Below are 24,723 nucleotides of genomic sequence, written 5' to 3' on the forward strand. Positions count from 1 at the left end.
CCGGCGTTCGACGGGTCAGGTATCCGGTGGCGACTGGCGCACTGCGGCCAGTACCGCGTCGGCGACCTGAGCCGCGCCACCGGTGCCGACGGCAGCGGTGAGCGCTCCCCAGTCGGGGGTGGTTTCGGTGGTCTGCCGCAGGGCGGCCAGGATGCGATTGCTCAGCGCCGCCACCACGTGCCCGTCGTCCGCTCGCGCGGCCGCCTTGCCGATCGCCGTGTAGATCAAGTCGAGTGCGTGCTTCTCGCCCTTCGAGCGCAGCGCCAGGGCCTCGTCCTCGCGGAGGACGTCCTCCGGCCAGGCGGCCCGGACGTCGGCGCCGACCGCACGGCTGTGGGCGCGTGCGTTGAAGATCTGACTGAGGTTCTGCGGGGGCAGGCAGACCGTGGGCACTCCCAGGCTGCCTGCCTCCAGCAGAGTGGTGAGCCCAGGAGAGGCCAAGAGCGCGTCGCAATCGGCGAGTTCGGCGAGGAACGCGCGGTGGGGGAGCAGCCCCGCCGTCACGCGCAAGGGGGCCGGGGCCCGCTCGATGAACTCGGCGAGCAGCCCGGCCGGGAGGTTGCCGGCCAGCCGCACCTCCCGCACGCCGTGCGTGGCGAGCGCTTCGAGGACCGCGGGGAGGACGACGCGCGGATAGTTCGTCCAGTCGGCCAGCAGGGGCGCGCGCAGCCCGCCGAGGCTGACGACGACCTTGCGGCAGGGCCGCCCGGCGCGTCGCTCGGCTCTCGGCGCCGGAGGTGTGCCGATGACCGCCTCGACCCAGCGCAGCCCGGGAATGGATGCCAGCACGCCCTCGCACTCGGGTGGAAGCTCAAGGCATCGCTGGGCGCAGTAGACGGTCGCGTCGAGCGGCAGCGCGGGGCGATCGCCGTCGGTCCACAGGAACGGCAGGCTGTCCACGAACACGGTCGGCACGCCCACGGCTTCCAGCGTCTTTGCGACCCGGCCGTCCAGGACGACCACGGCCGCGCGGACCCGGTGGAACCGTACGACCTCATCGACGGTGGCGTGGACGTCCGGCGCGGAGTCCGGCAGGTCGTACCAGTGCTCGACGGGGTGTTCGGCCAGTACGGGCCGGCCGAGGCCCGAGTCGAGTCCGACGAACCGCAGGGGCACCGGTGACCTCTCGCTCAGGGCGGACAGCACCGCGCTCAGCTTGCCCGAGCTGCCCCAGCCGAAATCGACCCCCGACAGGGCCACGGTGACGGGCTCCCGGCCCGGCACCGGGCCGGGCGGACGGAGATCGGGAACGGGACGCATCCGGCTCACGGCGCGAAGTAGGAGTGGAAGACGTTGTCCGGGTCCCACGCGGCCTTGAGCTCCCGCAAGCGGTACCAGGCGTCGGGCGTGTACGAGCGCCGGGCCCGGGAGGCATCGGCAGTCAGGTCCGCCTCGGCGACGTAGTGCCTGCCCTGCCTCGACGGATCCGCCAGGGCCATGGCCTCCCGCAGCCACTGGGCGTTGGCCCCGTCCTCCGAGGGGTCGTTCCAGATCGCGTAGCACACGAGGTAAGACTCCCCGAGCGGGGAGAAGGCCATGCTCCTCAGCAGCCGGGGTTCTTCGGAGACGGGCTCCACCGGCGCGAGGACGAGCGACTTGCCGGAGGGGGCACGGACCACCGCGTCGGCGATGCGGCTCAGCTGCGTTTCGTACGTCTCCTGCGACCACAGCGTGTCCGCGGCGTACCGGTGCGCGGACGGCCATGCCGCGTCGGCGCCCTCGTGCAAGCGGGCGAAGGACGTCGGCTCGGGCGGCTGCCGGGAGACGGCACTGCCGGCGAGGGGGCAGGCCTCCGCCGGCGCGAGGGCGGCGAGGGCTTCCTCGTGCGTCGCGGCGAAGGCGGTCATGGCGACCGCGATCCGCGGACCCGGTGGGGCCGTGGGCGTCGCTTCACCGGACGACGCGAGGACGAAGGCCGTCTCCACGGTGGCCGGGAGTTCGCGTGCGACCCCTTCCGCCCAGGCGGCCACGGCGCCCGTCGCGGCCAGCGGGAAGGCGGAACTCGTGGTCACGATGGACCCCGGCAGGGGGTGCAGGCGGAGCCGGAAGCGCGTGACGACGGCGAAGAAGCCGGGCCCCGCACCACGAGCGGCCCAGAAGAGGCCGGAGTTCTCCGTCTCGCTGCACGTGACCGTCCGGCCGTCGGCGGTGACGGCCTGGATCTCCAGGACGTCGGCGCAGGACGGTCCCCACGCACGGGAGTTCCAGCCGAGTCCGCCGCTGAGCAGGAATCCGCCCACCGCGACGGAAGGGCAGTGGCCCACGGGAAAGGCGAGCCCGTACGGGGTCAGCTCCGCGACCAGGTCCCGTCCGGTGACGGCGGGCCCCACGACGGCCGTCGCCGAGGCGGGGTCGACGCTGCACCGCCGGAGCCCGGAGAGGTCGATCAGCAGGCTTCCGTCGCGGAGCTGGGAACCGGTCCAGTTGTGTCCGCCGGAACGCGTCGAGATGCGGAGCCCCTCCGAGCGCGCATAGGCGAGGGCTTCCGTAACGTCCCGCTCGGAGGCGGCCCGCACGATGGCCTCGGGAAACCGCTCCGGTATGAGGCCGTTCCACACCGCGGCGGCCCTTGCCCTCTCGTACGCCGGGTCGCCCCGCCGGAGCAGGGAGCCTTCGAAGCGCGCCGAGGGCGTGCGTCCGGACGTCATGTGATCAGCCCGAAGATCACGATGAACAGCAGGTAGCAGCACACCACTGCCATGGCTCCCGCCACATGGACGCGGAGGCCGCGCGCACGGCTGGGCACGAGCCAGAATGCGAAGCCCCTGTTCACCAGGGGCATCAGCAGCCACGTCAGTGCGCTGACGCTCAGCATGTTGCCGATGAACAGGCCCACGTGCCCCGGGACGCCGAGCGCGTCGAGCTCGTTTCCCACCGTCAGATTCAGCACCATGACGGTCGGATAGAGCGCCAGGAGCACGGACATGGCCTGCTTCCAGTTGGGCGGCGCGGCGTCCTGCGCGCCCTCGTCGAACCGGAACCAGCCGCTGAACGCGGAACCGACCTTGTGCACGTGGTAGGAGACGAAGTAGGCGCGCCCTTCCTCCAGCAGTCGCTCGCGGTTCTCGGACTCGAGCCATGCGTCGAGGTGTTCGCGGGAGTCGAACCGGAAGACGACGACCCAGTGTTCCTGGACCCCCTCGACCGGTTTGAACATCTCGGACCCCATGAAGCCCGGTGACTTCTCCTGGGCCTTGAGGATCTTCCCCTGCCAGCGCAGGAAGTCCTCTTCCCGTCCGGGCTTCACCTCGTGGGAGACGACGGCGGTGACGGTCTCGGGGGCCTGCTCGGCCGGCGCCCCGCCGCGGAGCACCTCTTGCGCCGGGGGTCCTTCGAAGAGGCCCTGTCCTTCGGCGAGCAGTTCCTTCCGGCGGTCCGATTCCAGCCAGGCGGTCAGATGGTCGATGTCCGAGAAGCGGAAGACGGCCACCCATTCGTTCTCGGAACCGGTGCGGGGCGGGTACACCTCACAGCCTTCGAACCCCTCGAACCCGCGGGCCGCCTCGTTCGTCCTGCTCTGCCAGCGCCGGTACTCGTCGACGCGTCCCTCGCGCACCTTCTGCGAGGTCACGACGGTGGCGCTCTCGGCCGTGGAGTCACGGCTTGCACGTGGACTCACCTTGGGTAGCCTAGTTCTAGGGGGTTTATGTCGCAAATTAGGGCATTTTTCCGCAGGCGGGGACCGACTCCGATCGGAGACTCCGTGATGGAACACAAAGAACTCATGACCGAGGCGGTGCGTCTTGCCGCCGAGTCCGTGCAGAACGGCTGGGGCGGCCCCTTCGGAGCTGTGATCGCCCGCGACGGGGAGATCATCGCGCGCGGGCAGAACCGGGTCCTGCTGACCGGCGACCCGACCTGCCACGCCGAGATCGAGACCATCCGCAAGGCCGTGCAGTGCCTCAACCCCGAGGCGCCGTCGATCTCCAAGGACCATGTGAACGATGCCAACCTGGAGCTCATACCCCGCCCGGAAGGCTCACCGGACGTCGTGTCCGAGCGGGCCCGGATGCTGCAGGGCTGCTCCATCTACATCAGCGGCGCCCCGTGCCCGATGTGCATGAGCGCCATCTACTGGTCCCGGATGGACGCCGTGTACTTCAGCTGTGACCTGGAGGACACCCGGCGCATCGGCTTCGACGACGTCTTCCAGTACCAGGACTTCGCGAAGCCGCTCGACCAGCGGAGCATCAAGATCGAGCAGATGCACCCCGAGCTCGGTGCCCAGGCCTACGACGCCTGGATGAACAAGCCGGACCGGCACCCGTACTGAACGGGCCGTGCAGGCAATGGCCCCGCGAAGCCGCCCGGTTCAGGCGGCCTGTGCGTCCAGAGCGGCGCAGAGCCAGTCGTGGGCGGCCCCGGGGGTCGGTTCCGAAGGCCCCTTCAGTTCGGCGACGAGCTGCCAGTAGCGGTCGATGCGGGGGTCGGCGGCGAGCAGCCCGCTGAGCCTCCGGCGGAAGTCCGCAGTGTCGCGCGCGCCGAGCGAGCGCGCATAGGCGGCGACGAAGCAGTCCAGCGCCTCGCCGTCGTGCGGTGAGCGTTGCGCCCGCATGGGCACTTCCGCCAGTGCGAAGGCCTCGACGAGACCTTCGTAGAGCACGGCCGGGCGGTAGCCCTTCGTGGCCCGGTGCGCTTCGGGCTGGGAGCGCTCGTCGGCGCGGCAGGGGCGCGAGACGAAGGCGTGCAGCCGGGCGAATGCCAGTACCTGGGCCGGGGTCGGATCGTCGGGGGGCTGCGGAACCGCCTGATCCACGACCGCGGCGGCCACTTGGGCCGGGAGCCGCGGCGGCAGCCAGCGCCGCCAGAAGCGCGCCAGCGCGGCCGTGCTGGGCGGGGTGGTCATGCCGCCGATCAGGCGCAGCCGGTCGGCGCGCTCCTCGGGCGAGCAGTCCTGGAGCAGTTGGAGGGCGGCCTCCCGCCAGCGCAGGACGGTCAGCTGCGAGCCGAGCTCCCGCAACTGCCCCGCGATGACGTCCTCCAGCGCATCCTCCCGGTCGAGGACCCGGCTCACTTCCGGCACCGGCAGGTCGAGGGTGCGCAGGGAGCGGATCAGGCGGAGCCGGTCGATCGCGTCGGGACCGTACCGGCGGTGACCGCCGCCGCTGCGGCCCGCTTCCGGCAGCAGACCCCGGTCCGAGTAGAAGCGGACGGTCTTGACGGTGACGCCCGCCTGTTCGGCGAGCTCTCCGATGCTCCACATGGCGTCAGATGACACGGCTTGAACCTCCCCCAGCAGGAGATGCAAATCGCGCCCCCTGCCGATCACATACATGCTTTGACCAGCATCGCAGCCTGCCGGAGATCACCACAAGCCGCCTCTAGGTGATCGTTTGGGAGAAGTTCGGGAGATCATTTTTCCCACACACTCCCCCAGCCCAGATTCGCCAACGCCCGGTCGAAGAGCAGCTGCAGCCCCTCCAGGCGATGCTTGCGCATAGCAGGAGTCGGGCGTCGATAGGTGCCCTTGATGCCAGGGTACTTGTGGCCCATCTGTTCATAGCCGAGAACAGGCTTCACCCCGACCTCCTCCTGCCAGCTGTCGTGTGTCTTGCGCAAGTCCCGGGCAGTAAGCCCAGGCTTGATCGGCTCCCATGCCTCTTTGCCGGCCTTGCTACGAGCGTTGGGGCGGGCATCACGGCCGTCAGCGGCAGGCCGCAGCACACCGCACCAGTGGCTTCGCCACCACAGAACCCCCGTGGGCCGGGTGAAGACGTGTTCGTGCGGCCATCCATCCAGGTGCTCGCGCAGCAGCTTCTCGAGGAACGGCGGGATGTCGATGTCTCGCGCCGACTGCTCATTCTTCGGCGGTTCCAGCCCCCTGAATATCCGTCGTCTGCCGTCCTCGCCACGCACGAGGTACTGGACGAAGGCGCCGGTGTCCTTGTCAACCCGGATCACTGGGCACTCGAAGAAGCCGTCGTCGTACCTTTGGCGTCTGCGCCGCAGAGCATTGGGGCGCCGGAGTCCCACCAGCTCCTCGAAGCGCATGCCAGTCCAGGCAAGGGTGACGAGGTGCAGCCCGACGACCGGTCCTAGGCGCCGCGCGATAAGGAGCACTTCTTCGGGGGTGGCGATGACACCGTCGCCAGCGTCAACCCTGTCGCCGATGTCGTCATCCTGCTCGACAGGGGTGGGCTTGGGTGTCTCGGGTGAGGCAAGGCCGGTGAGCTGGCGCCTATGCAGTGGGTTCACTGTGAGGTGTTGGGCGTCGACCGCTCCCGTCAGGATCTGCGACATGATTTGCACAGACTTCCTAGTCGTCGAGGGGTGACAGGTGAGGGTCCGCGCCCAGGCCTCGACCTCGAACCAGTTGAAGGCGATCAGTGGCGTGTACTCCCATTGAGGCAGGATGTGCGCCTCCAGTCGCTCCCACCGGTTGATCGTGGTCCGGCCGCGAGGCTTCTGTGCAGCCATCCATTCACGCGCCCATACCCCGAAGTGCTTACGCATCAGCTCGGGGTCAACCCAACGGCCGGCCCGGATTGCGGTTTCCTGCTCCTCCCCCCAGCGCTCGGCGGTCTTCTTCGTGGGGAACCCAGCCTCGCTCCCCCACGTACCGTCGGGGCGCTTGTAGCGTGAGCGCCAGGTGACCTTGCCCTTGCTGCCTTTGGCAGTGCTGACACGCTTCTCGGCATACGCCATGGCTGACCTCCATGTGGCGCGTTTTGGCGTTGGGGGGAGGGGCGCGGGTGGGGGACCGCGGCCTGCGTTCCTTGCGGCGCTGGGCGGAGGCGGATACCTCAGGCCTTGTCCGTGCCGGGATCGTCGTCGGTGTTGAGGGCGGCTTGGAGCCGGTCAGCCTCGCGCTGTGAGAAGCGGCGTTCGTCTACGTAGTAGAGGTGCCTGCCGGGCCGCTTGACGATCACAAGTGTGGCGTCGTAGGGCAGGGCAGCGCATCGCAGTACCTGTACTCGCACTGGTCCCCCAGAACCGTTCGAGTGGCTGCCCCGCCTGTCGGTAACGAGTTATGGAACCACACGTCTGCGTCACATGTGGAGTAGTTGACTCGTAGAAGGTTGCGCTATTCGGCGTCAGGCCCCGACGGGTCGTCATCTGCCGTGCCGAGGGCACGGAGCTTGCGCTCGACCCGCTCCCAAGCGGCGACGTTTCGACGCATGCGCTCGGGGCTTGCGGTGGGCTTGCTCTTCACCACGATGACGATCTGTGCGTCCGGCTCGTCCGATCCTTCGGCTGGCAGGTCGATGATGGTGGCGTCGAGGAGGTGACCTTCTCCGAGTGCCTGGCGCACTCGCAGTGGGAGGGCCTGGGAGTCGTCCGTGATCGGCATGGCAGCGTTGTCAGGCTCGGTGTCACTGGCCTTGTAGGTTGGGTCGCCGCCGGCGAGGACGTTTTCGATAGAGCCGGCTTTCCAGCCGAGGGGCGTTTCGAGGGCGCGCAGAGTGTGCGTGATCTTGGCGAACTCCCTGCCTTGCTCGATGGCCTGCACGGTGGCACGGCTGACCCCGATGAGTTCGCCGAGCTGCGGCTGAGTCAGCCCCTTGGCCTTGCGGGCGGCCTGGACTGCTGTACCCAGGCGTCCCCAGTCTCCATTCATGGCTCGACATCATGCCTCATCGCTATGCAACCAAGAAGCTTAGGTTCGGCCTTTTGATGTGCAGTTTAGTAGTCATTTCAAGCATCCAGGGTTGCGTGGCTGCGCCGGGCGCGCGAGGGCGTGCGAGCGCTGGCGCGCGCCCAACGGGCAGGGTTGCGACTAGAAAGTAGTCAGAACGCTTGCCGATGTGGCGCCGACGGGACTAGATTCTAGGTGTGAGACCGAACGGCAGCGCCATCAGGGCGATCCGTCAGGCACGGAAAGTAGGCCTGCGCGGACTCGCTCAACAGACCGGCCGAGACCGCAGCCACCTATCGCGCATAGAACGCGGTGAAGCCGGAGCAAGTGACGACACCATCCAGCGCATAGCAAGCGCGCTGGAGGTGCCGCTGAAAGCCATCATCCACAAGGAGGCGACGTGACCAGCAAGGCCACTAGGGCTGCACTCCCCGCCGCGCAGTCTTGCGAGGGGGAGGCGGAGCTGCGGCACTACAGCCCGGAAGAGGTCCACGAGAAGAAGCTCCTGCCGTTCGCGCCCCGCACCCTTCGGGACAGGGCGACGGCTGGCGAATTTCCGCACAGCATCGGCGGAGGCAAGATCAGCTTTCGCCTCAAGCACATCCGTGAGATCGCAGCTATGTACGACGTCCGGCCCATCCGCGAGATCAAGCCCGTTGTAACAGCCGCCTAGAACGGCAGTCGGCCCCAACCGCCGGGCTCTCACACACCGGCAGCCGGGGCCTAGCGATCACCCCACACCATCCAGAGACGAGGGCAATCACATGCCTGACATCATCCCATCCATCACCGGGAGCAACGAAGCCCCCTACGGTGACCCGCGCCTGCCGGAGCGGTTCTGGCTCAAGGTAGAGGTAGCCGACACCGGCTGCTGGCTGTGGACCGCGAAGGTGCGCTACGGCTACGGACAGTTTTCTCACCGAGTGAACGGTAAAGATCAGTCCGTCCGGGCCCACCGGCACTCGTACACCGTTCTCGTTGGGCCCATCCCCGTCGGGCTCCACATCGATCACCTTTGTCGAACACGGCACTGCGTGAACCCGGCACATCTGGAGCCGGTGACGCAAGGTGAGAACAACCGACGTGCTGGCCAGGCTCGCACTCACTGCATGCACGGACACCCAATCACCAAGGCAAGCACGTACACAGACCCGCGCGGTCGTCGACAGTGCCAGCCTTGCCGGGCTGCCAGGAACCGTAAGTACCGCGCCAGGCGGGCCGCCACCATCTCCGCAGGTGGTGACTCGCGATGACGAACCCGGTCCCCGAGATCCCGGATGTGCCTGACGAGTTCGACCGCATCACCTGTGGCGTTCCGATGGTGAGCGCCTGGCAGGCGATGTTCGCCGAGGCGGAGGAGATGCTCCGCGCGACCCGCCCGGAGGGCTTCGACGTCGAGGAGATTGGCCGCACCGCCTTCCACTGCCTGCCGGAGCGGGAGCGCGACGCCGCCCTCGACGTCCTCTTCTACACGTACTGGGCTGCGCTGCAGTCCGACCGCGAGACCCTCGCCCAGCATGAGAGCGAGGTGCGGTGATGGCGACGACGACCGACCCGCGCCTGGCGACCGCTCTGCTCTTCGACGAGCTTCAGCAGGCCCAGACCGTCGCGGACGGCCGGCTGGCCGAGCAGCGGCACTTCCTCGACGCCGACCCGGACACCGCCGTGCCGTGCCCCGGCATCCCCCACCCGAAGCCAGTGGAGGCCTCTCGTGATCAGTCGTAGCGCATACATCGCGGGCCTGCGAGCCATCGCCGACTGGCTCGACGCCCACCCGGAGGCACCTGCCCCGACGGATGACCGTGTACTCGTGCCGCTGCACACCAACGCTGCGGTCTCCGAGGCGGCCCGATCGCTGGGAGTGACCGAGGTGTACGACAGCGAAGGTAATGCCTCCTTCGACGTGCCGTTCGGCCCGATTGGGTACCGCGCCTACGGATACGTCGACTTCGCTGCGCACTGCGCCCTCCACGACGAGCGCCACGCCCGCAGGTGGGCCGACCAGAACGGCATGACCATCCAGCCCTCAGACGAGGCCCTGGAGAGCGGGGTGGCGTCGTGAGCATCATCGACGACCTGACCGCCGCGTCCCAGGTGCGGGGTCTGCTCGAGGAGGACCGGGCCCAGCTCGCCGCGGTACGCGGGGAGTTCTACGAGATCGACGGCACAGTTTTCGACCTAGGCCGCACGTTCGTGGATGTCACGGGCGGCCGTTGGCAGTGGACCGGGTGCCGTGATGACCGGTCCGTTCCGCTGATGGACTTCCTGAAGCACCCCGGCGACCACAGGGACATGACGGTCGCGGAGCGTGAGCCGGTGCCGCTGGATGAGGTGCAGCGCTGGTTCGGGCCGCTGATTCCCGAGCCTGCCCGGCTGACGGCCGCCGACTACCAGCGGGCCCTCCTCGCCCCTACCCCCAGGGATGTGTTCGGGGGTGCGGCGTGAGCGGGTTCGACGATCTCGACTCCGAGGACTACCTGAACCAGCTGCTCAAGGAGGGGCAGTTCGGCTCGGCCGCGAACTATCTGAAGCGTCTCGCGGCTCTGCGCCGGGAGGAGTTGCCGGTCCATGCGGTGAACTGCCGGTGCCTGCACTGCAAGCGTGAGCGGCTCGACGTGATGCTGCGGCTCCACCGTGAACGGCAGCGCCTGCTGGCGGTGGCCGCATGATCCCGCCGACCGCAGTCGACACCACCGTGCTCCTGATCCTGCTGCGGCGGATCACCGACCTCGAGGACCAGCTCGCCGGAGCCCGCGCCGCGTGCGAGCGGGAGCAGGAGGAGCACCTGGCGTACCGGCGCCAGCACCCCGAACGAGGTGCGCGATGACGCCCGCCGAGTTCCGCGCCACGCTCGTCCGCGGCCTCCTGATGCCGCTCGACCCGCGAACGCTGCTCGACCCACACCACAACGGGGGACCAATGAACGACCTGAACACCGCGGCGCCGACTTGGCTTGCTGAAGCTGAGGCCGACCGCGAAAACTTTGAGCTGGACCGCCTCGCGGAGAAGATGCGCCGCTCGGAACGGCATGCCGCCTTCGTCAACATCAAGCTGCGGGAGCTCGGTATCGAGCCCGTCACCTGGGCAAAGGTCGACAGCTCCGGTGGGCTCGACGCGGCTCTTCTCGTCGATGAGGACTACGAGAACGGCAAATACGCGGTGTACGCCACGTGGGGCGAGCACAACGACGCGGTCGAACTGTGGGCACAGGACTACGAGACGCCTCGCCGTTTCTCGCAGATGCTGAACTCGATCGGCTCGGTCGCCGCGGCCCAGATCGAGGCCCCCAAGGTTCCACCGCTGCCCCGGCCTGACTACCGAGCCCTGGCGCTGCGGGCCGTCAACAGCCTGCGTGAGGACTACGTGGGCTGCGACGCCGCCGCCGTGGCCGCGGCTATCCACGGACTGACCTACGCCGTCCTGCACCTGGCCGAACAGGGGGCAGAGCGATGAACGTCCCGACCCTGCGGGGGTCCCGGCTCGACGACGACCGCCGCAATCAGCTCCTGACGGTGGTCCGTGCGGAGGGCGGTGAATGGACCGCCGGCCGGGCCTGGGCCCTGTACCGCGACCGCGGCTGGGCACCGTGCCGCGCCACCGCCCGCAAGGACTTGCAGGTCCTCGCCCGACGCGGGCACCTCGTCGAACGCGGCCCGGAAAACGGGCGCATCTACACCCTCAACCACGCCAGGAGCCCCCGATGAACGCCTGGTACGCCGTCGGCGTCCTGTGGCTGCTTGCCGGGATCGTGACCCGGTGGCCGCACCTCCTTGACTGGGCCGACCGGCTCCTTGGCCGGGACCGGGACGGGGGCGCGTGATGAGTGGACGCTGCCCCACCTGCGGCGGGACGTTCGAGGACTGCCGGTGCACCTACCCGGACCACGACCCGCGGTCCTGCCACCTGTGCGCTGTGCTGAACCGGCAGCTCGCCCACCCGTCCTACGGCGGCCAGCGCCCGGTTCTCCCCGGACAGCGGAGCCCGTCATGAGCCCGGCCTGGTACGGGTGGCTGATCGTCGGCCTCGTCGGCGTCCTCCTCGCCCTGCTCGCCGCCCTCCCGGACCGCACCCACGACGAACCCGACGACGAGAGGCCGGAGTGAGCACTCCGGTTGTGGCCCGACTGCGGTCCACCTCCTGATCTGGCCCGCCGGCCGTAGATGACCACCGGCTCCGGCGGCGGGCCCCACCACCACACGGCCGCCCGCACACCCCCGCACCGCGGGCGGCCTCCCTCAGCACACCCTGAAGGGAACAACGTGAGCACCAACAGCCCCACGATCCCCGCGGAGACCGCCCGCCACGTGCTCTGGCACTTCGGCCAGGACGGCGGATCGCAGCCCGGCATCTTCACCCAGTACCTCATGCACACCATCGCCACCGCCGACGTGGTCAACACCGCCAAGCTCGCCGACGTCTACCCCGACTACACGGCGGCCATCGTTGCCGCCAAGCTCGACCCCGACGTCATCACCCACCTTCAGAAGATCGCGGCAGGGCTCCGCTGCGCTCGCTGTGGTGACACCGACGGTCCCTTCGACGGCGCTGGTACCAGCCTGCGCTGCGAGGGCTGCATCGGCGGTGCGCAGTGACCGCGCCACCTGAGGCGCCTCCGGAGGTGGTGCCGGGCGTCTACGACATCCCGGCCGATCTCTACCACGAGGACCCCGTTCCCGGCGGGAGCCTGTCCTCCACCGGCGCCCGCAAGCTGCTGCCGCCCTCGTGCCCGGCGCTGTTCCACTTCGAGCTCGGCCAGCCGTCCGTCCCCAAACCGCACTTCGAGGTCGGCACCGCCGCACACCAGCTCGTTCTCGGCGACGGGCCCGAGCTGGTCCTCGTCGACTACCCGGACTGGCGCACCAACGCCGCCAAGGAAGAAGCGGCCGCGGCCAGGGCCATCGGGGCCATCCCGCTCAAGCGGCCCGACTTCGAGAAGGTCCACGCGATGGCTGACGCCCTCCGCGAACACCCAGAGGCAGCGGACCTGCTGGCCCCGGGCAGCGGCGCGGCGGAGCAGTCCCTGTTCTGGCAGGACCAAGCCGCCGGCATCTGGCGGCGGGCCCGGGTCGACTGGCTGCGCCCGGACAAGCTCATCGACTACAAGTCCACGGCCGCCGCCGACCTGGACTCCATCCAGAAGTCCGTCCACACCTACGGCTACCACATGCAGGCCGCCTGGTACCTCGACGGCGCCCGCGAGCTCGGGCTCGTGCCGACCGGCAGCGAGTTCGTCTTCATCTTCCAGGAGAAGACCGAGCCCTACCTGGTCACCGTCGTGACCCTCGACCCGGTCGCCCTCCGCTTCGGCCACGACCGCAACCGCGAGGCCATCGACATCTACGCGTACTGCCGCGCCACCGGCCACTGGCCCGCCTACAGCGACCGCCCCACCACCATCTCCCTCCCGTCGTGGGTGGAGCGCCAGTACCTCGAGGAGATCTCATGACCGACAACACCCGGCGCCTTCCCGCCCCCAGCCGAGTCGGCTTCCAGCAGCAGACCGACGAATACGACGACAGCCCGTTCACGTTCAGGCCCGCCACCCGGGAGCGCGTCAAGGCCCGCATCTCCATCCAGGGCGTCGCCGGCTCCGGCAAGACGTGGACCGCCCTGTCCGTCGCCCACGGCCTGAGCAGGGGCGAGCGATTCGCCGTCATCGACACCGAACGCGAGTCGGCATCCCTCTACCTGGGGATCAACGGCATCGTCTTCGACTCCCTGTCGATGCACCGGTACGACCCGCGCGACCTCGTCAAAGCGCTCGCCTCGGCGGCACAGGCCGGGTACGGCACCGTCGTCGTCGACTCCCTGAGCCACTTCTGGAAGGGCACCGACGGCACTCTCGACCAGGTCGAGAAGGCCAAGTCGAAGTACGGCGGCAACTCCTTCGCGGGCTGGAAGGACGGCACGCCGATGCAGAACGACATGATCGACGCCCTCCTCTCCTACCCCGGCCACATCGTCGTCACGATGCGCTCCCACACCGAGTGGGTTCTGCAGGAGAACAGCCGCGGCAAGAAGGAACCTGTCGCCGTCGGCATGCGCGCCGAGCAGCGCAAGGGCGTCGAGTACGAGTTCGGGGTCGTCGCCGAGATGGACATCGACAACCGGATGCGGTTCCTCAAGTCCCGTTGCCCGGCCCTGCACAAGCAGGTCCTGGACCAGCCCGACGGGGCCCGCGACATCGCCAAGCCGCTGCTGGACTGGCTGGACGACGGCGCTGAGCCCGTCGACACGGCGACCTACATCGACGACGTCAAGTCGGACGAGGCGACCGCTGAGGGGCTGCTCGCCCTGTACCGCGAGGTCGAGTCCCGCGGCCTGCTTGCCACTCCGCTGATGCACCCGGACACCGGCAAGCCGACCAGCCTCGGCGCCTACATCCGCGAACGCGGCATCGCCCTGAAGAACGCCGTCCAGTAGCCCGCCGGGCCGCCCCGCGGCAATCGGGGCGGCCCCGTCACTCATCAGGAGACCACAGCCATGAGTACGGAGTTGTACACGATCGACTTCCGTGAGGATGAACACGGAGTTGAGCACCCCAACGAAGCCCTCTGGATCCCGTCCGGGAAGGACGCCGAGGAAAGCGGCTTCATCAACTCGGATGGTCTGCTCATCGCCGGAGTGGGTCAAGAAGGTGAGCTTCCCGCCGAGTTCATCGCTCTCGGCCACGGCCACACCTGGACTGCCATCTACCAGGCCGCCCTCGAGTACATGCGACGCGTCTGGGGATGGCGCGACCTTCAGAGCGAAACCGGCGTGGCACCCAACGACAACGTCGCTCGCATCCCGCTGCCTGACCGGAAGCACGCCGTCTTCATCCGCCACCCGCACCCCGACCACCCGTGCGGCTGCGAATGGGACGGTCAATGGCGCCTCGTCTACGTCGACCCGAGCGGATCCGGCGCCGTCCCCGTCACCGCCATGCGACGCCCCGGCGGTGCCCGATGACCCGTCACCTCCGCCCCGCGGAGCGTCTGGCCGCCGTTGGCAAGGACGTCACCCTTGCCGAGATCGTGAAGCGGTCGGCCTGGGACCAGCACGTGGTCGAGCAGGCCGTGTTCGCCGTCGGCTTGACCCGGGACGAGTTCAGCTGCAACGACCTCCGCGTCCTCCTACCCGAGCAGGGGCACGGGTTCCTCGGCGCGGCTATCAATTCCCTCCGCGGGTCGGGGGTGATCGAGCACACCGGGCAGATGGTGTTCTCCACCAGCAGCCCCACCCACGGACACCGCATCGCGGTATGGCGCCTCACCAACAAGGGCCGCCTCATCGCAGCCCGGCGTCGCCAGGCCCAGGCGGTGGCGGCATGAACACCCTCGCTGCCGGAATGGCCCTCGGTGTCATCTCCACCAGCGCCGTCATCCTCGCCACCCGCTTCGCCCTCGCACAGGTCCATCGCCGGCCTCCGCTCCCGCGACGCATCGCCGACGCCCGGGCCCGCGTCTCGGGGCGGGGCAGCGCGCCGGAGGATCGCTTCCTCCTCGGCCAGGAGCCACTCGACGACATCGCCATCGCCGACCACGCCGCCATCGGCATCCAGGACATCACCGCATACCTGCAGCGGAAGGAGGAAGAACGGTGACCGCGACAACCAAGCCTCTGCCTCCGCACGGCACCCAGTACCGGTATAAGGGCGCCAAAAACGGTTCATGGACCGGATGTCGCTGCGCTCTTTGTGTGCGAGCCCACTCTCGAGCCTGCACTATGCGCAAGCTCGCCCACATGTCCGGCAAGCCGCCGCTCTACGACGTTGCTCCCCTCGCAGCCCACATCCAGAGCCTGCACGACACCGGGATGAGCTTCGGTCTGATCGCCCGCCGTGCCAACGTTTCCACCAGCACCATCCTGTACATCACCAAGGGGCGCACCAAGAAGTGCCGACGGGAGAAGGCGCAACGCATCCTCGCTGTCCGGCCACGCGATTACGACGACCTGGCGGTCCGGCCGAGCCACGGTTGCCGACGCCGCGTTCAAGCCCTCTACCGCGCCGGCCACGGCCCCGACGCCATCGCCTCAGTAGCCGGGCTCTACACCTCCACGATCAGCGGTCTCGCAAACGGCCATCACGCCACTGTGGACGGACGCACGGCCCGTGCAGTTGAGGCTGCCTACCGCGTCCTGCTGCCCACTATCGGTACGCACCGCAAAGCCCGCGCCCGCGCAATCCAATGCGGATGGGCTCCAGCCGGCGCATGGTCAGACATCGACGACCCGGCCTGCACTCCCGACATCGCCGACGAGATCCCCGATTGGCGAAACCAGCGCCAGGTCGCTGAGGACCGCCGCGCCGAGATCCGCCACCTCTCCTCCTACGGCATCCCCGAGGATGAGATCGCCGACCGGCTCGACATGAACCCCAGGTACGTCCACGACCTCCTCCGCGAGATCCGCAAGCAGGCGGTGGCGGCATGAGCGCCCCAGCCTGGGAGGAGAAGGCTCTCTGCCGGGAGCGGAACGTCGACTTCGCGCCCGAGCTGGCTGCAAAGCGGTACGCCGCCAGGGCGAAGGAAGTTTGCCGCGCATGCCCGGTGACCAGCCCCTGCCTCGCGGCCGCACTCGCTGAAGAACGTGGTCTCAGCAGCCACTTTCGCGACACGGTCCGCGGCGGCCTCACCCCCCGCGAACGTGCCGCCCTCGACCGCAGCCAGCGGCAGAAGGAGAACTCGTGATGTACCACCACGATGACCATGCTCTCTCGCTCATGGACTGGTTTTGCGGCGCGGGCCGCTCCAGCCGGGGGGCACACGCCGTGCCCGGTGTCCGCATGGCCCGCGCCGCGAGGGGGGCCCGGCTGTGATCATCGATGGATTCGCCGGACCTGGAGGATGGTCAGAGGGGCTGCGGCTCCTCGGCCTCCGCGACATCGGCTTGGAATGGGACACCGCAGCCTGCAAGACCCGGGCCGCCGCAGGGCATCTGACCATCCAGTGCGACGTCGCCCAGTACCCGACCGCGCCATTCCAGGGTCGGGCAAAGAAGCAGATCTGGTCTCCGCCATGCCAGGCGTGGTCTCGCGCCGGCAAGGGTCTCGGTCTCGCCGACCAGCCGCTCGTACACCAGGCCGTTCACGACCTCGCCCACGGCCGCGACACCCGGTCGCGTCTCAAGGCGGCCTGTAAGGACGAGCGGAGCATCCTCGCCGCCGAACCGATGCGCTGGCTGTACGACCTGCGACCCGAGTGGGTGTGCATGGAAGAGGTCCCAGACGTGCTGCCACTGTGGAAGCAGTACGCCGAGATCCTCCGCAGCTGGGGCTACTCGGTATGGGTCGGCACCCTGAACGCCGCCGACTACGGCGTACCGCAAACTCGTCGCCGCGCCATCCTGATCGCATCCCGCATGCGGACCGTCACGGCACCCGAGCCCACGCATGCCGAGCGTGCCGAGGAAGCCGGCCTGTTCGGTCCGGGGCGCGCCCGCTGGGTGTCGATGGCCGAGGCTCTCGGCTGGGGTGCCACAGAGCGGGTGGCGCCCACGGTAACCGCCGGCGGGGGGAAGACCGGGGGAGCGGAGCCCTTCCCTTCGCAGGCCCGGCAGGCGCTGCTGAAGGAGCAGGAGCGAGGAGCATGGGCGCTCCGCAACGGCACACAGAAAAACGCAGCTGTCCGTGAACTGGACGAGCCCGCCGGAACCCTGTTTTTCGGGGCCCGCTGCAACGACGTGTCCTGGGTTCTCCGGAACGGCAACCAGCCGAACGCGGCGATACGGACCGTCGAGGAGCCCGCTCCAACGATGGCGTTCGGGAACAACTCGGCTCGGGTCGAATGGGTCCAGCAGCGCCCGGCCACGACCGTGTGCGCCACCGACCGGATCGCCCCGCCCGGCCACCGGGACCGGTCGCCCCAGGGCCAGTCGCAGTTCGCCAGCCCGGAAACAGTCCGCATCACGCAGGCGGAGGCCGCCGTCTTGCAGTCGTTCCCTGCCGACTACCCCTGGCAGGGGACGAAGACCAAGCAGTTCGAGCAAATCGGCAACGCCGTCCCGCCCCTGCTTGCCGCGCACGTCGTGTCCGCAGCCACCGGAATCCCGCTGACCGCAAGCCTGGAGGTGGCGGCGTGACCAGCGCCTTCGAATCACGCTCCCGCCGAAGTGGCGTACCGCTCCAGGTACTCAGCCGCCGCGCGAAGCCGAGCAGGGTCGTCGTTGAACAGGCCGAGACCGGAGTTGCATCCGCTGCAGAGCACGCCACGTATCACGCCGGTGCGGTGGCAGTGGTCGATCGACGGATGGCGGACGCGGCCCGAGCGGGTGACGGTCTCGGTCGAGCCGCAGATCGCGCAGTGGGGGGACGCCAGACCGAGTTCCTCCCGTCGCTTCTCCTCATCAGCGTCGTGCCGTAGCCGGCGCCCATGGGCGAAGCAACTGCGGCAGAGCGAGCGGAACGTGGCCGAGTCCGACCGGCGGTATCCGTTCTCGTCAGTGAGGACGACGTCGCATCGGGCACAGTTCGTGCGCGGGATTCTCATTGCCCGATTCTACCTGCACAGAAGGCGAGTTGGGGAGGCAACGCCGTCACCCCGAACGCCGCCGAGGTCATCCTCTGCGCCCTGGTCGAAGCCATCACCGGCGCGGACATCAGCAGGCACGAGACGACCGCCCTCGAGCCCACCACCGCGTGACCGCCGGCCCCTGACCGGCACCCACACCACCGAACTATCCGCACCTGGCCGGAAGAGGGACCGATGCCCTGGTTCAAGATCGACGACTCGGCGCACTCCCACCCGAAGTTCGTTCGGGCCGGGAACGCCGCGCTCGGTCTATGGATGCGGTGCGGCGCCTACTCGGCACAGCACCTCCTCGAAGGCTGGGTCCCCAAGGAGATCGTCAAACCGTTCAACGGGACGGCCGCCCAGGTCCGCAAGCTCATTGAAGCGGGCCTCTGGCACGCGGCCGGGCACGACTGCCCGCGATGCCCCCAGCCCCCTGTTGGCGACTACCTGATGCACGACTTCTTGGAGGGCGGACGGAACGCTTCCAGGGACCAGGTGGAGGCGAGCCGGAGGGCAGCCGCGGACCGCGCAGCGAAGTCCCGGGCGCGGGGCGCGGAAGCAAAACGCGATTCAAATCGCGCGCGAAATGAATCGGATTCACACTCATTTCGCGCGCGAAATGAACCCCACTTTTCGGGCTCCGCCGCAGGTCAGGAGGGTCTGTCACAGCGCACACCCCTAGATAGCGTTACGCCTAGCCAGGCCATGCCTTTAAAAAGCCTGCAGGCAAGGGGGCCGGAGCAGGCACCTCAGGCCGTCCAGATCCCCGACTGGGCCCAGCCCCTCATCGACGCACTCGGGCGCCGCAACATCAGCGTCAGCTGGGCCCGCCTCAGCAGCATGCAGTGGATCGCCATCCAGGAGCTCATCAAGAAGCGCGGGGTCGACCGCCTCGCCGCCGTCGCCGCAAGCCGCTGGAACCCGCGAGACCCGATCAAGTTCGCCAGCCTCCTGCTGACCATCTGGCTTGAGCACCCCGACCCATCCACCGGGAGCCAGTCCCCGAGCCCGGCGCCGGCCGCACTGCCCGACTGGTGCAAGCACCCCGACTGCGACGAAATCAGCCGCACCCGCGAGACCGAGGACGACCGAGGCATTCGCAGCCTCACCCGCTGCCCTGACTGCCACCCCGACCGCAAAGGCCGTGCCGCATGACCGAGACCGCATGGACCACCGACACCGCCGACACCCCCGAACCCCACAACCGCGAAGCCGAGATGGCCGTCCTCGGCTCGATGCTCCTCGACCGGCGCGTCATCGAACCCATCGCCGCGATCCTCGCTGGCCCGCAGGACTTCCTGCCCCTGAACCACCAGACGATCTACCGCACGATCTGTGACCTGTACGCGGCCAGCCGCGACCCGAAGATCGACCCCATCACTGTGGCCGCCGCGCTCCTCGCCTCCGGCGAACTCACCAAGATCGGAGGTGCCGTCTACCTCCACCAGCTCGTCCAAGCCGTCCCCACCACCGCCAACGGCGAGTACTACGCCGACATCGTCCGCGAACACGCCCAACTCCGCGCCGTCCTCGCCGCAACCCGCCGCGCCACCTACCAAGCCATGACAGCTGCAGCCTCAGCAGCCGAAATCCTCGACACCGCCATGGCCGACCTCCAGGCGGCAGCCGGCGGCGTCAGCCAGGCCGACAACCGCCTCGCCGTCGCCGACCGCTGGATGGAGTTCATCGACGAACTCGAGGCAGGCGCCGATCCCCGCGCCCTCGACACCCCCTGGCACGACCTGAACGACGTCATTGAGCTCAAGCCCGGCCAGCTCGTCACCGTCGGCGCCGCAACCGGCGGCGGCAAGTCACTGCTCGGCATGAACCTCGCCGCACACGTCGCCCTGACCCGCGGCAAGCCCGTACTCGTCGCCTCGATGGAGATGGGCGGCTCCGAACTGATGGCCCGCCTCACTGCGGCAGAAGCAGGCATCACTCTCGACAAGCTTGTCCGCCGCAAGCTCGACGACTCCGACTGGCAGAAGGTCTTCAAGGCGGCGCCGCGGCTGCAGAACGCCGACAACTTCATTCTCGACGACTCGCCGAATCTCACTCTCGGCAAGATCCGGGCTCGTATGCGGTGGATGACCTCCCGTGGCACCGCGCCCGCCATGGTCGTCGCCGACTACCTCCAGCTGATGACCCCCGAGTCAGGCAAGTCCGACCGTACTCGGGCCAACGAGGTGGCTGAGCTGTCCCGTGGCCTGAAGCTCCTCGCGATGGAGTTCGAAGTCCCGGTGATCGCCCTCGCCCAGTTCAACCGCGGCGCCGCCGGACGCCAGCCCGTCGTCACCGACTTCAAAGACTCCTCGGCCATCGAGCAGGACTCCAACATCATCGTCCTGATGCACCGGCCCCTCGCCGAAGACGGCACCGACACCGGACCGAGGGCCGGCGAGATCGACCTCATCATCGCCAAGAACCGCAACGGCGCCTCCGGGCGAACCATCGCCCTCACCTTCCAAGGCCACTACGCCCGCCTCCGCTCCATGGGCCGCGAGTTCTGAGGCGCAGGCCATGACCGACTCCTGCCCTGCCTGCGTCCGCCGCGGCATACCGCCGGCCGCCACCCGCCGCCGCGGCGACACCGTCGTCCACGGCTACCGCTGCCCCGTCTGCGGCCACCAGTGGGCTACCGCCCGCCACTTGCCCGCGTACATCCCGACCCGAAGGAGCGCCGCCTGATGACCGACTCTGCCCAGCACCCCAATGCCTCGTCGCCTGCTGACATCTGGGGCGACTGGCCGCCGACCGCGCCGCCGGTGGACGAGTACTGGATCTGCGAGTTCTGCGACGCCGAAAACCCCTCCTGCCACCCGCTTGTCTGCGGCTTCTGCCACATCCGCCGAGATGCCTGACCCACACCCCCGGCCGCCGCGCGGCCGGGGCCTCACCCAAGGACACCTGATGGACGAGACCAGTGACCTCGACGATTTTCAGGGACTCCCCGCTGCTTCGGCTGCACGCTCGACGAGTGCCGCCGCGACCGTGGCTGCGGCGAATCCGCTGCTGATGGCCGCGCTGGGTGCGGCTGTCCCGTTGCACATGATGAAGCTGAGGCGGCTGAGTTCTCCGCAGTGCGCTGCCATCGCACGTCAGTGCGTGGAGACCATCGGTTTCCAGGGCGATGCTCTGCAATACGGCGGCAAGGGATGCGCCGAGGCATTCAACGCCCTCGCTCGGGGGCTCGCAGCGCTGGCCCTCACGGCTGACGGTGGCGTGACGTTCGCCGGTACCCACTGGTGCCGACGCACTGGCTGCCGGGATCTGCACGGAGACCACCCCACCCGCTACACCGATCACCCGCTGCCGGACCTTCCGCGAGAGGAAGCCGCCTGATGTCCGACAATCGCGCCCCTGTCGTCCACGGCTTCACACTCGCAGACATCGACAGTCTCGCTCGCACCGCCGTCAGTGCAGCACGGGCCGTCGGCATGGACGGCCTCACCCGCTACCAGACGGCCTGGTCCACCATCGCCGAGCACCTAGTCGAAGCCGAGGAGCCCCCGAGCCGCACCGAATTGATCCGCGCCGGATGGAGGGCCATCAACGCCGAGACTGCCGCTTGCCTCCACGCGCGGGGCTATCGCAACGGCCACGCCCACCAGGGCCCGGCAAGCAGCCCCCGATACCTCCAGTACTGGAACACGCCCCTCGAGGACAACGCCATCGACCGCCTGGTCGACCACCTTGCCGCCGTCCAGATCGGTGATCTGTTCACCCGGGCCCAGGGCGAGGCAGTCGAAGCCCTTGCCCGACACGACGACCATGCCCTGGCCGCGGCCTCCCTCGGTATCCCGTACAAGACGTTCGCCAGTCGGCTTAGCGCCGCTCGGCAGCGTTTCCAGGCCGCCTGGTACGCCCCTGAAACAGCCCCGCGCCTCACCCACCATGACAAGCGCTGTGGCAGCGAACCGTCCCGTACACACTGCCGGGCTGGCCACGAGCTGGCCGGAGAGAACCTGAGGATCCAGGTCCGGAGGGGCGGCAAGAAAGAACGCTGCTGCCGCGCCTGCGAACACGCCCGCAGCAAGGCCCGCTGGCAGACCGCCCACCCGGACGGAACGGCCGCGGCCTGATCCCGGACGCCCGTCAGCCCGAGTGGCGCAACTGGAAGACGCCGCGGTCTTAAAAACCGCTCAGCTGCGGGTTCGACTCCCGTCTCGGGCACCCGCCTCCACCTCTCACACACGAGCGCAAGGAGAGCCAGCGCATGACCATCCACATCACCGACGAGATGCCGAACACCTGGGTACGCGCCGTCGTCGACGGTATTGAGGCGCGCGGCTGGGTTGTCGACGACGCCCATGAATCCGCGATCGTCATCACGCTTACCCCCGACGCCGCCGAAGTCCTCTCCGCCGACAGGCACGATCGGTACCTCGTCATCGGCTGGTCCGGCGACGGCGACGCCCAGGGCGTGGTCGAGTGGGGTCTGTCCAGCGACGGCGTCCAGGTGCCGGTCCTGCACCCGCTGGGCGGCACAGACCCTGCCGTGGTCGCCGAGCGCGCACACCGAGCGCTGACTGGCGGCCGGCCAGAGCCACGGAACCTGCGGCATGCCATCCCCTACGCGGCTGCGACGGGGCCCTGCACCTGCCAGAAGGCCTACCCGTGCGGCGGGATCGTCCCGGATGCCGACTGCCCCGAGCACGGCAACCGGCGGGCGCCGGCCATGGGCTGGCACTGGGAAGCCAACTGCCCGCCTTGGACGGGTCGGCCACGCCACCGTCCTGCTGGAGCTGGCCGCCGGGGAGGCGTCGTGACCACCCCGCCCCGCTGGCCGACCGCCGTGGTCTGCGGTTCCACCCGGCACATGGACCTGCTGCACGCGGCCGCCCGTGCTGCGACGCGGCTGGGCTACGCGGTGCACATGCCGCACCTGACCGAGGTGAACGACCGGCTGGCGCTGGAACTGGCTGCGATGTGGCGGGCGCTGATCGCCGACGCGATGGTCGTCGTGATCGTGCCCAAGCCCGACGGCAGCGTGGGCGACGCCACGGCCGGCGAGCTGGCCTACGCCGAGGAACTGGGCAAGCCGATCCTCCGCTGGGACGCGCGTCGCGAGGACGTGGTCTGGTGACCGCGACCTGGTGGGCGGAGCCGTGCCTGTGGGACGACGAGCCGCTGCCGGACTGGGAGTTCTCCGAGCCTGAGCCGGAGCGGGGCGTCGAGGACGTGCCGATCGTGATCGGGGAGACGCTGTGATCACTCCGTACTACGCCGACGACGACGTGACCTTCCACCTCGGGGACTGCCTCGACATGCTGCCCACGTTGCCCGACGCATCCGTTGACACAGTGGTCACGGATCCGCCCTACGAGATCGGCATCGCCCGGCAAGCCTGGGACACCACCGGAATCGCCTACAGCACCCCCATGTGGGCCGAATGCCTCCGCGTCCTCAAGCCGGGCGGACACCTCCTCGCCTTCGCCGCCCCGCGCACCTACCACCGCATGGTGTGCGCCGCCGAAGACGCCGGCTTCCGGGTCATCGACCAACTCGACTGGATCTACACCCACGGCAAACCGAAAGGCACCGACCTCGCACGGGCCATAGACCGGCACCGCGACGACCGCGAGCACGTCCTGCAGGTGACCGCCTGGCTGGCAGCCGCTCGAGACGCAGTCGGCTGGACCAACAGGCAGATCGATGCCCTGTTCAGCTTCTCCGGGATGGGCGGCCTATGGACCACTCAAGGCAGGGCTGCCATCGTCCCCACAGTCGAGCAGTGGGCCCGGCTGCGGGAGGCCTTGGGCTTCGATGACACCGACATTCTGCCGCTCGTCACTGAACTGAACGCCCGTAAGCGGACCGTCGGTGAGGCGTGGGGGCAGCGGGAAGTGATCAGCCGCAAGGCTGGGCAGGCGCGCGGCGCCGGCCTGTACGGGGCGTTCTCGGAGGACCGCGTCGTCTCAGCCCCGCACTCAGAGCAGGCCAAGAAGTGGGCCGGATGGAACACCGCCTTGCGGCCCGCTCACGACCCGGTCCTCCTGGCCCGCAAATCGACCGGCTACGACAGCCTGGTCGGCGGCCTTCTGCGGCACGGGGTCGGCGGCTTGAACGTCGCGGCCTGTCCCGCCGAGGGCGGCGGCTGGCCCACGAACATCCTCCTCGGCCACGACTGCCCACCGGCAGGTTGCTTGCCCGGCTGCCCGGTACGGGAAGTCGGCGACGCTGCCCGCTCGTTTCCCGTGTTCCGCCTGGACTCCAAGACGCCCGCGTCCGAACGGGTCACGGTCAACGGGGTCACGCATGACACCCCCAAGCCCCTGTCGCTCATGCGGTGGCTCGTCCGCATCGCCACCCCGCCCGGCGGCGTGGTCCTCGACCCGTTCGCCGGCTCCGGCACCACCCTCGTCGCCGCCGTCAGCGAGGCCAGGCGCGCGATCGGCATCGAGCGGCACGAGCCCTATGCCCGGCTATGTCAGGTCCGGCTGACCAGCCCCATCAGCCCGTCTCTGTTCGACGGTGCGCTGTGACGCGCCAGCAGCCGGCCACGGTGGAGCAGCTGTTGGTCCTCGCCGACCGCGCGGAACGTTCTGGCGGCCTCACGGCGACCGAAGCGGACCGCCTGCGGCGCGGAGTCCGGGAGCTAGCCGAACGAGCCTCAGAACGGCGCACAGAGCCCCGGAAGAGGTCACGTCGGTC

General features: G+C 69.1%; 38 protein-coding genes and 1 tRNA gene. 31 read left to right on the plus strand and 8 right to left on the minus strand.

The annotated features are described in order from the left end of the window. Positions 1-15 precede the first annotated feature (15 nt). From FHS39_RS12370 to FHS39_RS12380, 3 genes are read right to left on the minus strand one after another with little or no spacing between them, the layout of a single operon-like run. A complete protein-coding gene (locus FHS39_RS12370; protein WP_184349690.1) occupies positions 16-1,260 on the minus strand; it encodes a hydroxymethylcytosylglucuronate/cytosylglucuronate synthase in 1,245 nt (414 codons plus the stop codon). 5 nt (positions 1,261-1,265) lie between these two features. Then, complete coding sequence (locus FHS39_RS12375) at positions 1,266-2,648, minus strand: FAD-binding oxidoreductase (protein WP_184349317.1); 1,383 nt, start codon at positions 2,646-2,648, stop codon at positions 1,266-1,268. Then, positions 2,645-3,619, minus strand: a complete 975-nt coding sequence (locus FHS39_RS12380; protein WP_343069539.1) for an antibiotic biosynthesis monooxygenase — start codon at positions 3,617-3,619, stop codon at positions 2,645-2,647. Before FHS39_RS12380 ends, FHS39_RS12375 begins: the two co-directional genes overlap by 4 nt. 87 nt (positions 3,620-3,706) lie before the next feature. On the opposite strand from FHS39_RS12380, the gene FHS39_RS12385 reads away from it, so the two are divergent. Beyond that, the gene (locus FHS39_RS12385; RefSeq protein ID WP_184349318.1) at positions 3,707-4,273 is read left to right on the plus strand and encodes a tRNA-specific adenosine deaminase; all 567 of its coding nucleotides are present in this window, start codon (positions 3,707-3,709) and stop codon (positions 4,271-4,273) included. Positions 4,274-4,312: 39 nt separating this feature from the next. On the opposite strand, the gene FHS39_RS12390 is transcribed toward FHS39_RS12385, so the two are convergent. From FHS39_RS12390 to FHS39_RS12405, 4 genes are all read right to left on the minus strand, one after another. Then, the gene (locus tag FHS39_RS12390; protein WP_184349692.1) at positions 4,313-5,203 is read right to left on the minus strand and encodes a MerR family transcriptional regulator; all 891 of its coding nucleotides are present in this window, start codon (positions 5,201-5,203) and stop codon (positions 4,313-4,315) included. A 149-nt stretch (positions 5,204-5,352) separates the two neighbouring features. Beyond that, positions 5,353-6,645: a site-specific integrase gene (locus tag FHS39_RS12395; RefSeq protein ID WP_184349319.1), complete on the minus strand. Its 1,293-nt coding sequence runs from the start codon at positions 6,643-6,645 to the stop codon at positions 5,353-5,355. Positions 6,646-6,743: 98 nt separating this feature from the next. Beyond that, positions 6,744-6,920, minus strand: coding sequence for a hypothetical protein (locus FHS39_RS12400; RefSeq protein WP_184349320.1), 177 nt, complete (start codon positions 6,918-6,920; stop codon positions 6,744-6,746). Positions 6,921-7,024: 104 nt separating this feature from the next. Beyond that, positions 7,025-7,558 carry a helix-turn-helix transcriptional regulator gene (locus FHS39_RS12405; RefSeq protein ID WP_184349321.1) on the minus strand — a complete coding sequence of 178 codons (534 nt, stop codon included), beginning with the start codon at positions 7,556-7,558 and terminating at the stop codon, positions 7,025-7,027. A 215-nt stretch (positions 7,559-7,773) separates the two neighbouring features. Between FHS39_RS12405 and FHS39_RS26045 the strand changes: the two genes are divergently transcribed. From FHS39_RS26045 to FHS39_RS12505, 20 genes are all read left to right on the plus strand, one after another. Then, the gene (locus tag FHS39_RS26045; protein WP_184349322.1) at positions 7,774-7,980 is read left to right on the plus strand and encodes a helix-turn-helix domain-containing protein; all 207 of its coding nucleotides are present in this window, start codon (positions 7,774-7,776) and stop codon (positions 7,978-7,980) included. Continuing rightward, a complete protein-coding gene (locus FHS39_RS12415) occupies positions 7,977-8,249 on the plus strand; it encodes a hypothetical protein (RefSeq protein ID WP_184349323.1) in 273 nt (90 codons plus the stop codon). Before FHS39_RS26045 ends, FHS39_RS12415 begins: the two co-directional genes overlap by 4 nt. Positions 8,250-8,340: 91 nt before the next feature. Beyond that, entirely contained in the window at positions 8,341-8,829 is a 489-nt protein-coding gene (locus tag FHS39_RS26050) for an HNH endonuclease signature motif containing protein (protein WP_184349324.1), read from the plus strand. Then, positions 8,826-9,113, plus strand: coding sequence for a hypothetical protein (locus FHS39_RS12425; protein WP_184349325.1), 288 nt, complete (start codon positions 8,826-8,828; stop codon positions 9,111-9,113). The genes FHS39_RS26050 and FHS39_RS12425 overlap by 4 nt, the downstream gene beginning before the upstream one ends. Next, a complete protein-coding gene (locus tag FHS39_RS12430) occupies positions 9,113-9,301 on the plus strand; it encodes a hypothetical protein (protein ID WP_184349326.1) in 189 nt (62 codons plus the stop codon). Before FHS39_RS12425 ends, FHS39_RS12430 begins: the two co-directional genes overlap by 1 nt. Further along, a complete protein-coding gene (locus FHS39_RS12435) occupies positions 9,288-9,638 on the plus strand; it encodes a hypothetical protein (RefSeq protein ID WP_184349327.1) in 351 nt (116 codons plus the stop codon). Before FHS39_RS12430 ends, FHS39_RS12435 begins: the two co-directional genes overlap by 14 nt. Further along, a complete protein-coding gene (locus tag FHS39_RS12440) occupies positions 9,635-10,021 on the plus strand; it encodes a phiSA1p31-related protein (protein ID WP_184349328.1) in 387 nt (128 codons plus the stop codon). Before FHS39_RS12435 ends, FHS39_RS12440 begins: the two co-directional genes overlap by 4 nt. Continuing rightward, a complete protein-coding gene (locus tag FHS39_RS12445) occupies positions 10,018-10,245 on the plus strand; it encodes a hypothetical protein (RefSeq protein WP_184349329.1) in 228 nt (75 codons plus the stop codon). The genes FHS39_RS12440 and FHS39_RS12445 overlap by 4 nt, the downstream gene beginning before the upstream one ends. Further along, entirely contained in the window at positions 10,242-10,403 is a 162-nt protein-coding gene (locus FHS39_RS12450) for a hypothetical protein (RefSeq protein ID WP_184349330.1), read from the plus strand. Before FHS39_RS12445 ends, FHS39_RS12450 begins: the two co-directional genes overlap by 4 nt. After that, positions 10,400-11,029: a hypothetical protein gene (locus tag FHS39_RS12455; protein ID WP_184349331.1), complete on the plus strand. Its 630-nt coding sequence runs from the start codon at positions 10,400-10,402 to the stop codon at positions 11,027-11,029. Before FHS39_RS12450 ends, FHS39_RS12455 begins: the two co-directional genes overlap by 4 nt. Next, on the plus strand, positions 11,026-11,280 hold the full coding sequence (locus FHS39_RS12460) for a hypothetical protein (RefSeq protein ID WP_184349332.1): 255 nt from the start codon (positions 11,026-11,028) through the stop codon (positions 11,278-11,280). Before FHS39_RS12455 ends, FHS39_RS12460 begins: the two co-directional genes overlap by 4 nt. A 555-nt stretch (positions 11,281-11,835) precedes the next feature. Further along, on the plus strand, positions 11,836-12,168 hold the full coding sequence (locus tag FHS39_RS12465) for a hypothetical protein (RefSeq protein WP_184349333.1): 333 nt from the start codon (positions 11,836-11,838) through the stop codon (positions 12,166-12,168). Further along, positions 12,165-13,022 (plus strand): PD-(D/E)XK nuclease-like domain-containing protein, encoded by an 858-nt coding sequence (locus FHS39_RS12470; protein ID WP_184349334.1) that lies wholly within the window; start codon positions 12,165-12,167, stop codon positions 13,020-13,022. The genes FHS39_RS12465 and FHS39_RS12470 overlap by 4 nt, the downstream gene beginning before the upstream one ends. Then, the gene (locus FHS39_RS12475; RefSeq protein WP_184349335.1) at positions 13,019-13,999 is read left to right on the plus strand and encodes an ATP-binding protein; all 981 of its coding nucleotides are present in this window, start codon (positions 13,019-13,021) and stop codon (positions 13,997-13,999) included. Before FHS39_RS12470 ends, FHS39_RS12475 begins: the two co-directional genes overlap by 4 nt. A 60-nt stretch (positions 14,000-14,059) precedes the next feature. After that, positions 14,060-14,527, plus strand: coding sequence for a hypothetical protein (locus tag FHS39_RS12480; RefSeq protein ID WP_184349336.1), 468 nt, complete (start codon positions 14,060-14,062; stop codon positions 14,525-14,527). After that, positions 14,524-14,889, plus strand: coding sequence for a hypothetical protein (locus FHS39_RS12485; RefSeq protein WP_184349337.1), 366 nt, complete (start codon positions 14,524-14,526; stop codon positions 14,887-14,889). The genes FHS39_RS12480 and FHS39_RS12485 overlap by 4 nt, the downstream gene beginning before the upstream one ends. Then, a complete protein-coding gene (locus FHS39_RS12490) occupies positions 14,886-15,161 on the plus strand; it encodes a hypothetical protein (RefSeq protein WP_184349338.1) in 276 nt (91 codons plus the stop codon). The genes FHS39_RS12485 and FHS39_RS12490 overlap by 4 nt, the downstream gene beginning before the upstream one ends. Positions 15,162-15,301: 140 nt before the next feature. Next, on the plus strand, positions 15,302-15,991 hold the full coding sequence (locus FHS39_RS12495) for a hypothetical protein (RefSeq protein ID WP_184349339.1): 690 nt from the start codon (positions 15,302-15,304) through the stop codon (positions 15,989-15,991). Beyond that, positions 15,988-16,248, plus strand: a complete 261-nt coding sequence (locus FHS39_RS12500; RefSeq protein WP_184349340.1) for a WhiB family transcriptional regulator — start codon at positions 15,988-15,990, stop codon at positions 16,246-16,248. Before FHS39_RS12495 ends, FHS39_RS12500 begins: the two co-directional genes overlap by 4 nt. 124 nt (positions 16,249-16,372) lie before the next feature. Continuing rightward, on the plus strand, positions 16,373-17,638 hold the full coding sequence (locus tag FHS39_RS12505; RefSeq protein WP_184349341.1) for a DNA cytosine methyltransferase: 1,266 nt from the start codon (positions 16,373-16,375) through the stop codon (positions 17,636-17,638). A 14-nt stretch (positions 17,639-17,652) separates the two neighbouring features. Here FHS39_RS12505 and FHS39_RS12510 read toward each other — a convergent pair whose 3' ends face one another. Continuing rightward, the gene (locus FHS39_RS12510; RefSeq protein ID WP_184349342.1) at positions 17,653-18,045 is read right to left on the minus strand and encodes an endonuclease domain-containing protein; all 393 of its coding nucleotides are present in this window, start codon (positions 18,043-18,045) and stop codon (positions 17,653-17,655) included. A 216-nt stretch (positions 18,046-18,261) separates the two neighbouring features. Here FHS39_RS12510 and FHS39_RS12515 point away from each other — a divergent pair, with 216 nt between their 5' ends. The 10 genes from FHS39_RS12515 (at position 18,262) to FHS39_RS12555 (ending at position 24,554) form a co-directional block, all read left to right on the plus strand. Continuing rightward, on the plus strand, positions 18,262-19,224 hold the full coding sequence (locus tag FHS39_RS12515) for a hypothetical protein (protein WP_184349343.1): 963 nt from the start codon (positions 18,262-18,264) through the stop codon (positions 19,222-19,224). Beyond that, positions 19,221-20,579, plus strand: a complete 1,359-nt coding sequence (locus FHS39_RS12520; RefSeq protein ID WP_184349344.1) for a replicative DNA helicase — start codon at positions 19,221-19,223, stop codon at positions 20,577-20,579. The genes FHS39_RS12515 and FHS39_RS12520 overlap by 4 nt, the downstream gene beginning before the upstream one ends. A gap of 10 nt (positions 20,580-20,589) precedes the next feature. Continuing rightward, complete coding sequence (locus tag FHS39_RS12525; protein WP_184349345.1) at positions 20,590-20,757, plus strand: hypothetical protein; 168 nt, start codon at positions 20,590-20,592, stop codon at positions 20,755-20,757. Beyond that, positions 20,757-20,930 (plus strand): hypothetical protein, encoded by a 174-nt coding sequence (locus FHS39_RS12530; protein WP_184349346.1) that lies wholly within the window; start codon positions 20,757-20,759, stop codon positions 20,928-20,930. The genes FHS39_RS12525 and FHS39_RS12530 overlap by 1 nt, the downstream gene beginning before the upstream one ends. A gap of 49 nt (positions 20,931-20,979) precedes the next feature. Then, on the plus strand, positions 20,980-21,411 hold the full coding sequence (locus FHS39_RS12535; RefSeq protein ID WP_184349347.1) for a hypothetical protein: 432 nt from the start codon (positions 20,980-20,982) through the stop codon (positions 21,409-21,411). Further along, positions 21,411-22,151: a hypothetical protein gene (locus FHS39_RS12540; RefSeq protein WP_184349348.1), complete on the plus strand. Its 741-nt coding sequence runs from the start codon at positions 21,411-21,413 to the stop codon at positions 22,149-22,151. The genes FHS39_RS12535 and FHS39_RS12540 overlap by 1 nt, the downstream gene beginning before the upstream one ends. Positions 22,152-22,167: 16 nt before the next feature. After that, a tRNA-Leu gene (locus FHS39_RS12545) sits at positions 22,168-22,242 on the plus strand. Between the two features lie 43 nt (positions 22,243-22,285). Beyond that, positions 22,286-23,155: a hypothetical protein gene (locus FHS39_RS12550; protein ID WP_184349349.1), complete on the plus strand. Its 870-nt coding sequence runs from the start codon at positions 22,286-22,288 to the stop codon at positions 23,153-23,155. Continuing rightward, positions 23,152-23,280, plus strand: a complete 129-nt coding sequence (locus FHS39_RS25700; protein ID WP_281396811.1) for a hypothetical protein — start codon at positions 23,152-23,154, stop codon at positions 23,278-23,280. Before FHS39_RS12550 ends, FHS39_RS25700 begins: the two co-directional genes overlap by 4 nt. Beyond that, complete coding sequence (locus FHS39_RS12555) at positions 23,277-24,554, plus strand: DNA methyltransferase (protein ID WP_184349350.1); 1,278 nt, start codon at positions 23,277-23,279, stop codon at positions 24,552-24,554. Before FHS39_RS25700 ends, FHS39_RS12555 begins: the two co-directional genes overlap by 4 nt. The last annotated feature ends 169 nt before the right edge of the window (positions 24,555-24,723 follow it).

This window comes from Streptomyces olivoverticillatus (assembly GCF_014203555.1).
Taxonomy (GTDB): Bacteria; Actinomycetota; Actinomycetes; order Streptomycetales; family Streptomycetaceae; genus Streptomyces; species Streptomyces olivoverticillatus.

What these genes read in the sequence shown, in the direction of transcription:
- FHS39_RS12370 (WP_184349690.1), bottom strand. Translation starts at nt 1,260, where the DNA reads ATGCGTCCCGTTCCCGATCTCCGTCCGCCCGGCCCGGTGCCGGGCCGG.
- FHS39_RS12375 (WP_184349317.1), bottom strand. Translation starts at nt 2,648, where the DNA reads ATGACGTCCGGACGCACGCCCTCGGCGCGCTTCGAAGGCTCCCTGCTC.
- FHS39_RS12385 (WP_184349318.1), top strand. Translation starts at nt 3,707, where the DNA reads ATGGAACACAAAGAACTCATGACCGAGGCGGTGCGTCTTGCCGCCGAG.
- FHS39_RS12390 (WP_184349692.1), bottom strand. Translation starts at nt 5,203, where the DNA reads ATGTGGAGCATCGGAGAGCTCGCCGAACAGGCGGGCGTCACCGTCAAG.
- FHS39_RS12395 (WP_184349319.1), bottom strand. Translation starts at nt 6,645, where the DNA reads ATGGCGTATGCCGAGAAGCGTGTCAGCACTGCCAAAGGCAGCAAGGGC.
- FHS39_RS12405 (WP_184349321.1), bottom strand. Translation starts at nt 7,558, where the DNA reads ATGAATGGAGACTGGGGACGCCTGGGTACAGCAGTCCAGGCCGCCCGC.
- FHS39_RS26050 (WP_184349324.1), top strand. Translation starts at nt 8,341, where the DNA reads ATGCCTGACATCATCCCATCCATCACCGGGAGCAACGAAGCCCCCTAC.
- FHS39_RS12425 (WP_184349325.1), top strand. Translation starts at nt 8,826, where the DNA reads ATGACGAACCCGGTCCCCGAGATCCCGGATGTGCCTGACGAGTTCGAC.
- FHS39_RS12430 (WP_184349326.1), top strand. Translation starts at nt 9,113, where the DNA reads ATGGCGACGACGACCGACCCGCGCCTGGCGACCGCTCTGCTCTTCGAC.
- FHS39_RS12450 (WP_184349330.1), top strand. Translation starts at nt 10,242, where the DNA reads ATGATCCCGCCGACCGCAGTCGACACCACCGTGCTCCTGATCCTGCTG.
- FHS39_RS12455 (WP_184349331.1), top strand. Translation starts at nt 10,400, where the DNA reads ATGACGCCCGCCGAGTTCCGCGCCACGCTCGTCCGCGGCCTCCTGATG.
- FHS39_RS12460 (WP_184349332.1), top strand. Translation starts at nt 11,026, where the DNA reads ATGAACGTCCCGACCCTGCGGGGGTCCCGGCTCGACGACGACCGCCGC.
- FHS39_RS12475 (WP_184349335.1), top strand. Translation starts at nt 13,019, where the DNA reads ATGACCGACAACACCCGGCGCCTTCCCGCCCCCAGCCGAGTCGGCTTC.
- FHS39_RS12480 (WP_184349336.1), top strand. Translation starts at nt 14,060, where the DNA reads ATGAGTACGGAGTTGTACACGATCGACTTCCGTGAGGATGAACACGGA.
- FHS39_RS12485 (WP_184349337.1), top strand. Translation starts at nt 14,524, where the DNA reads ATGACCCGTCACCTCCGCCCCGCGGAGCGTCTGGCCGCCGTTGGCAAG.
- FHS39_RS12490 (WP_184349338.1), top strand. Translation starts at nt 14,886, where the DNA reads ATGAACACCCTCGCTGCCGGAATGGCCCTCGGTGTCATCTCCACCAGC.
- FHS39_RS12495 (WP_184349339.1), top strand. Translation starts at nt 15,302, where the DNA reads ATGTCCGGCAAGCCGCCGCTCTACGACGTTGCTCCCCTCGCAGCCCAC.
- FHS39_RS12500 (WP_184349340.1), top strand. Translation starts at nt 15,988, where the DNA reads ATGAGCGCCCCAGCCTGGGAGGAGAAGGCTCTCTGCCGGGAGCGGAAC.
- FHS39_RS12510 (WP_184349342.1), bottom strand. Translation starts at nt 18,045, where the DNA reads ATGAGAATCCCGCGCACGAACTGTGCCCGATGCGACGTCGTCCTCACT.
- FHS39_RS12515 (WP_184349343.1), top strand. Translation starts at nt 18,262, where the DNA reads ATGCCCTGGTTCAAGATCGACGACTCGGCGCACTCCCACCCGAAGTTC.
- FHS39_RS12520 (WP_184349344.1), top strand. Translation starts at nt 19,221, where the DNA reads ATGACCGAGACCGCATGGACCACCGACACCGCCGACACCCCCGAACCC.
- FHS39_RS12525 (WP_184349345.1), top strand. Translation starts at nt 20,590, where the DNA reads ATGACCGACTCCTGCCCTGCCTGCGTCCGCCGCGGCATACCGCCGGCC.
- FHS39_RS12530 (WP_184349346.1), top strand. Translation starts at nt 20,757, where the DNA reads ATGACCGACTCTGCCCAGCACCCCAATGCCTCGTCGCCTGCTGACATC.
- FHS39_RS12535 (WP_184349347.1), top strand. Translation starts at nt 20,980, where the DNA reads ATGGACGAGACCAGTGACCTCGACGATTTTCAGGGACTCCCCGCTGCT.
- FHS39_RS12540 (WP_184349348.1), top strand. Translation starts at nt 21,411, where the DNA reads ATGTCCGACAATCGCGCCCCTGTCGTCCACGGCTTCACACTCGCAGAC.
- FHS39_RS12550 (WP_184349349.1), top strand. Translation starts at nt 22,286, where the DNA reads ATGACCATCCACATCACCGACGAGATGCCGAACACCTGGGTACGCGCC.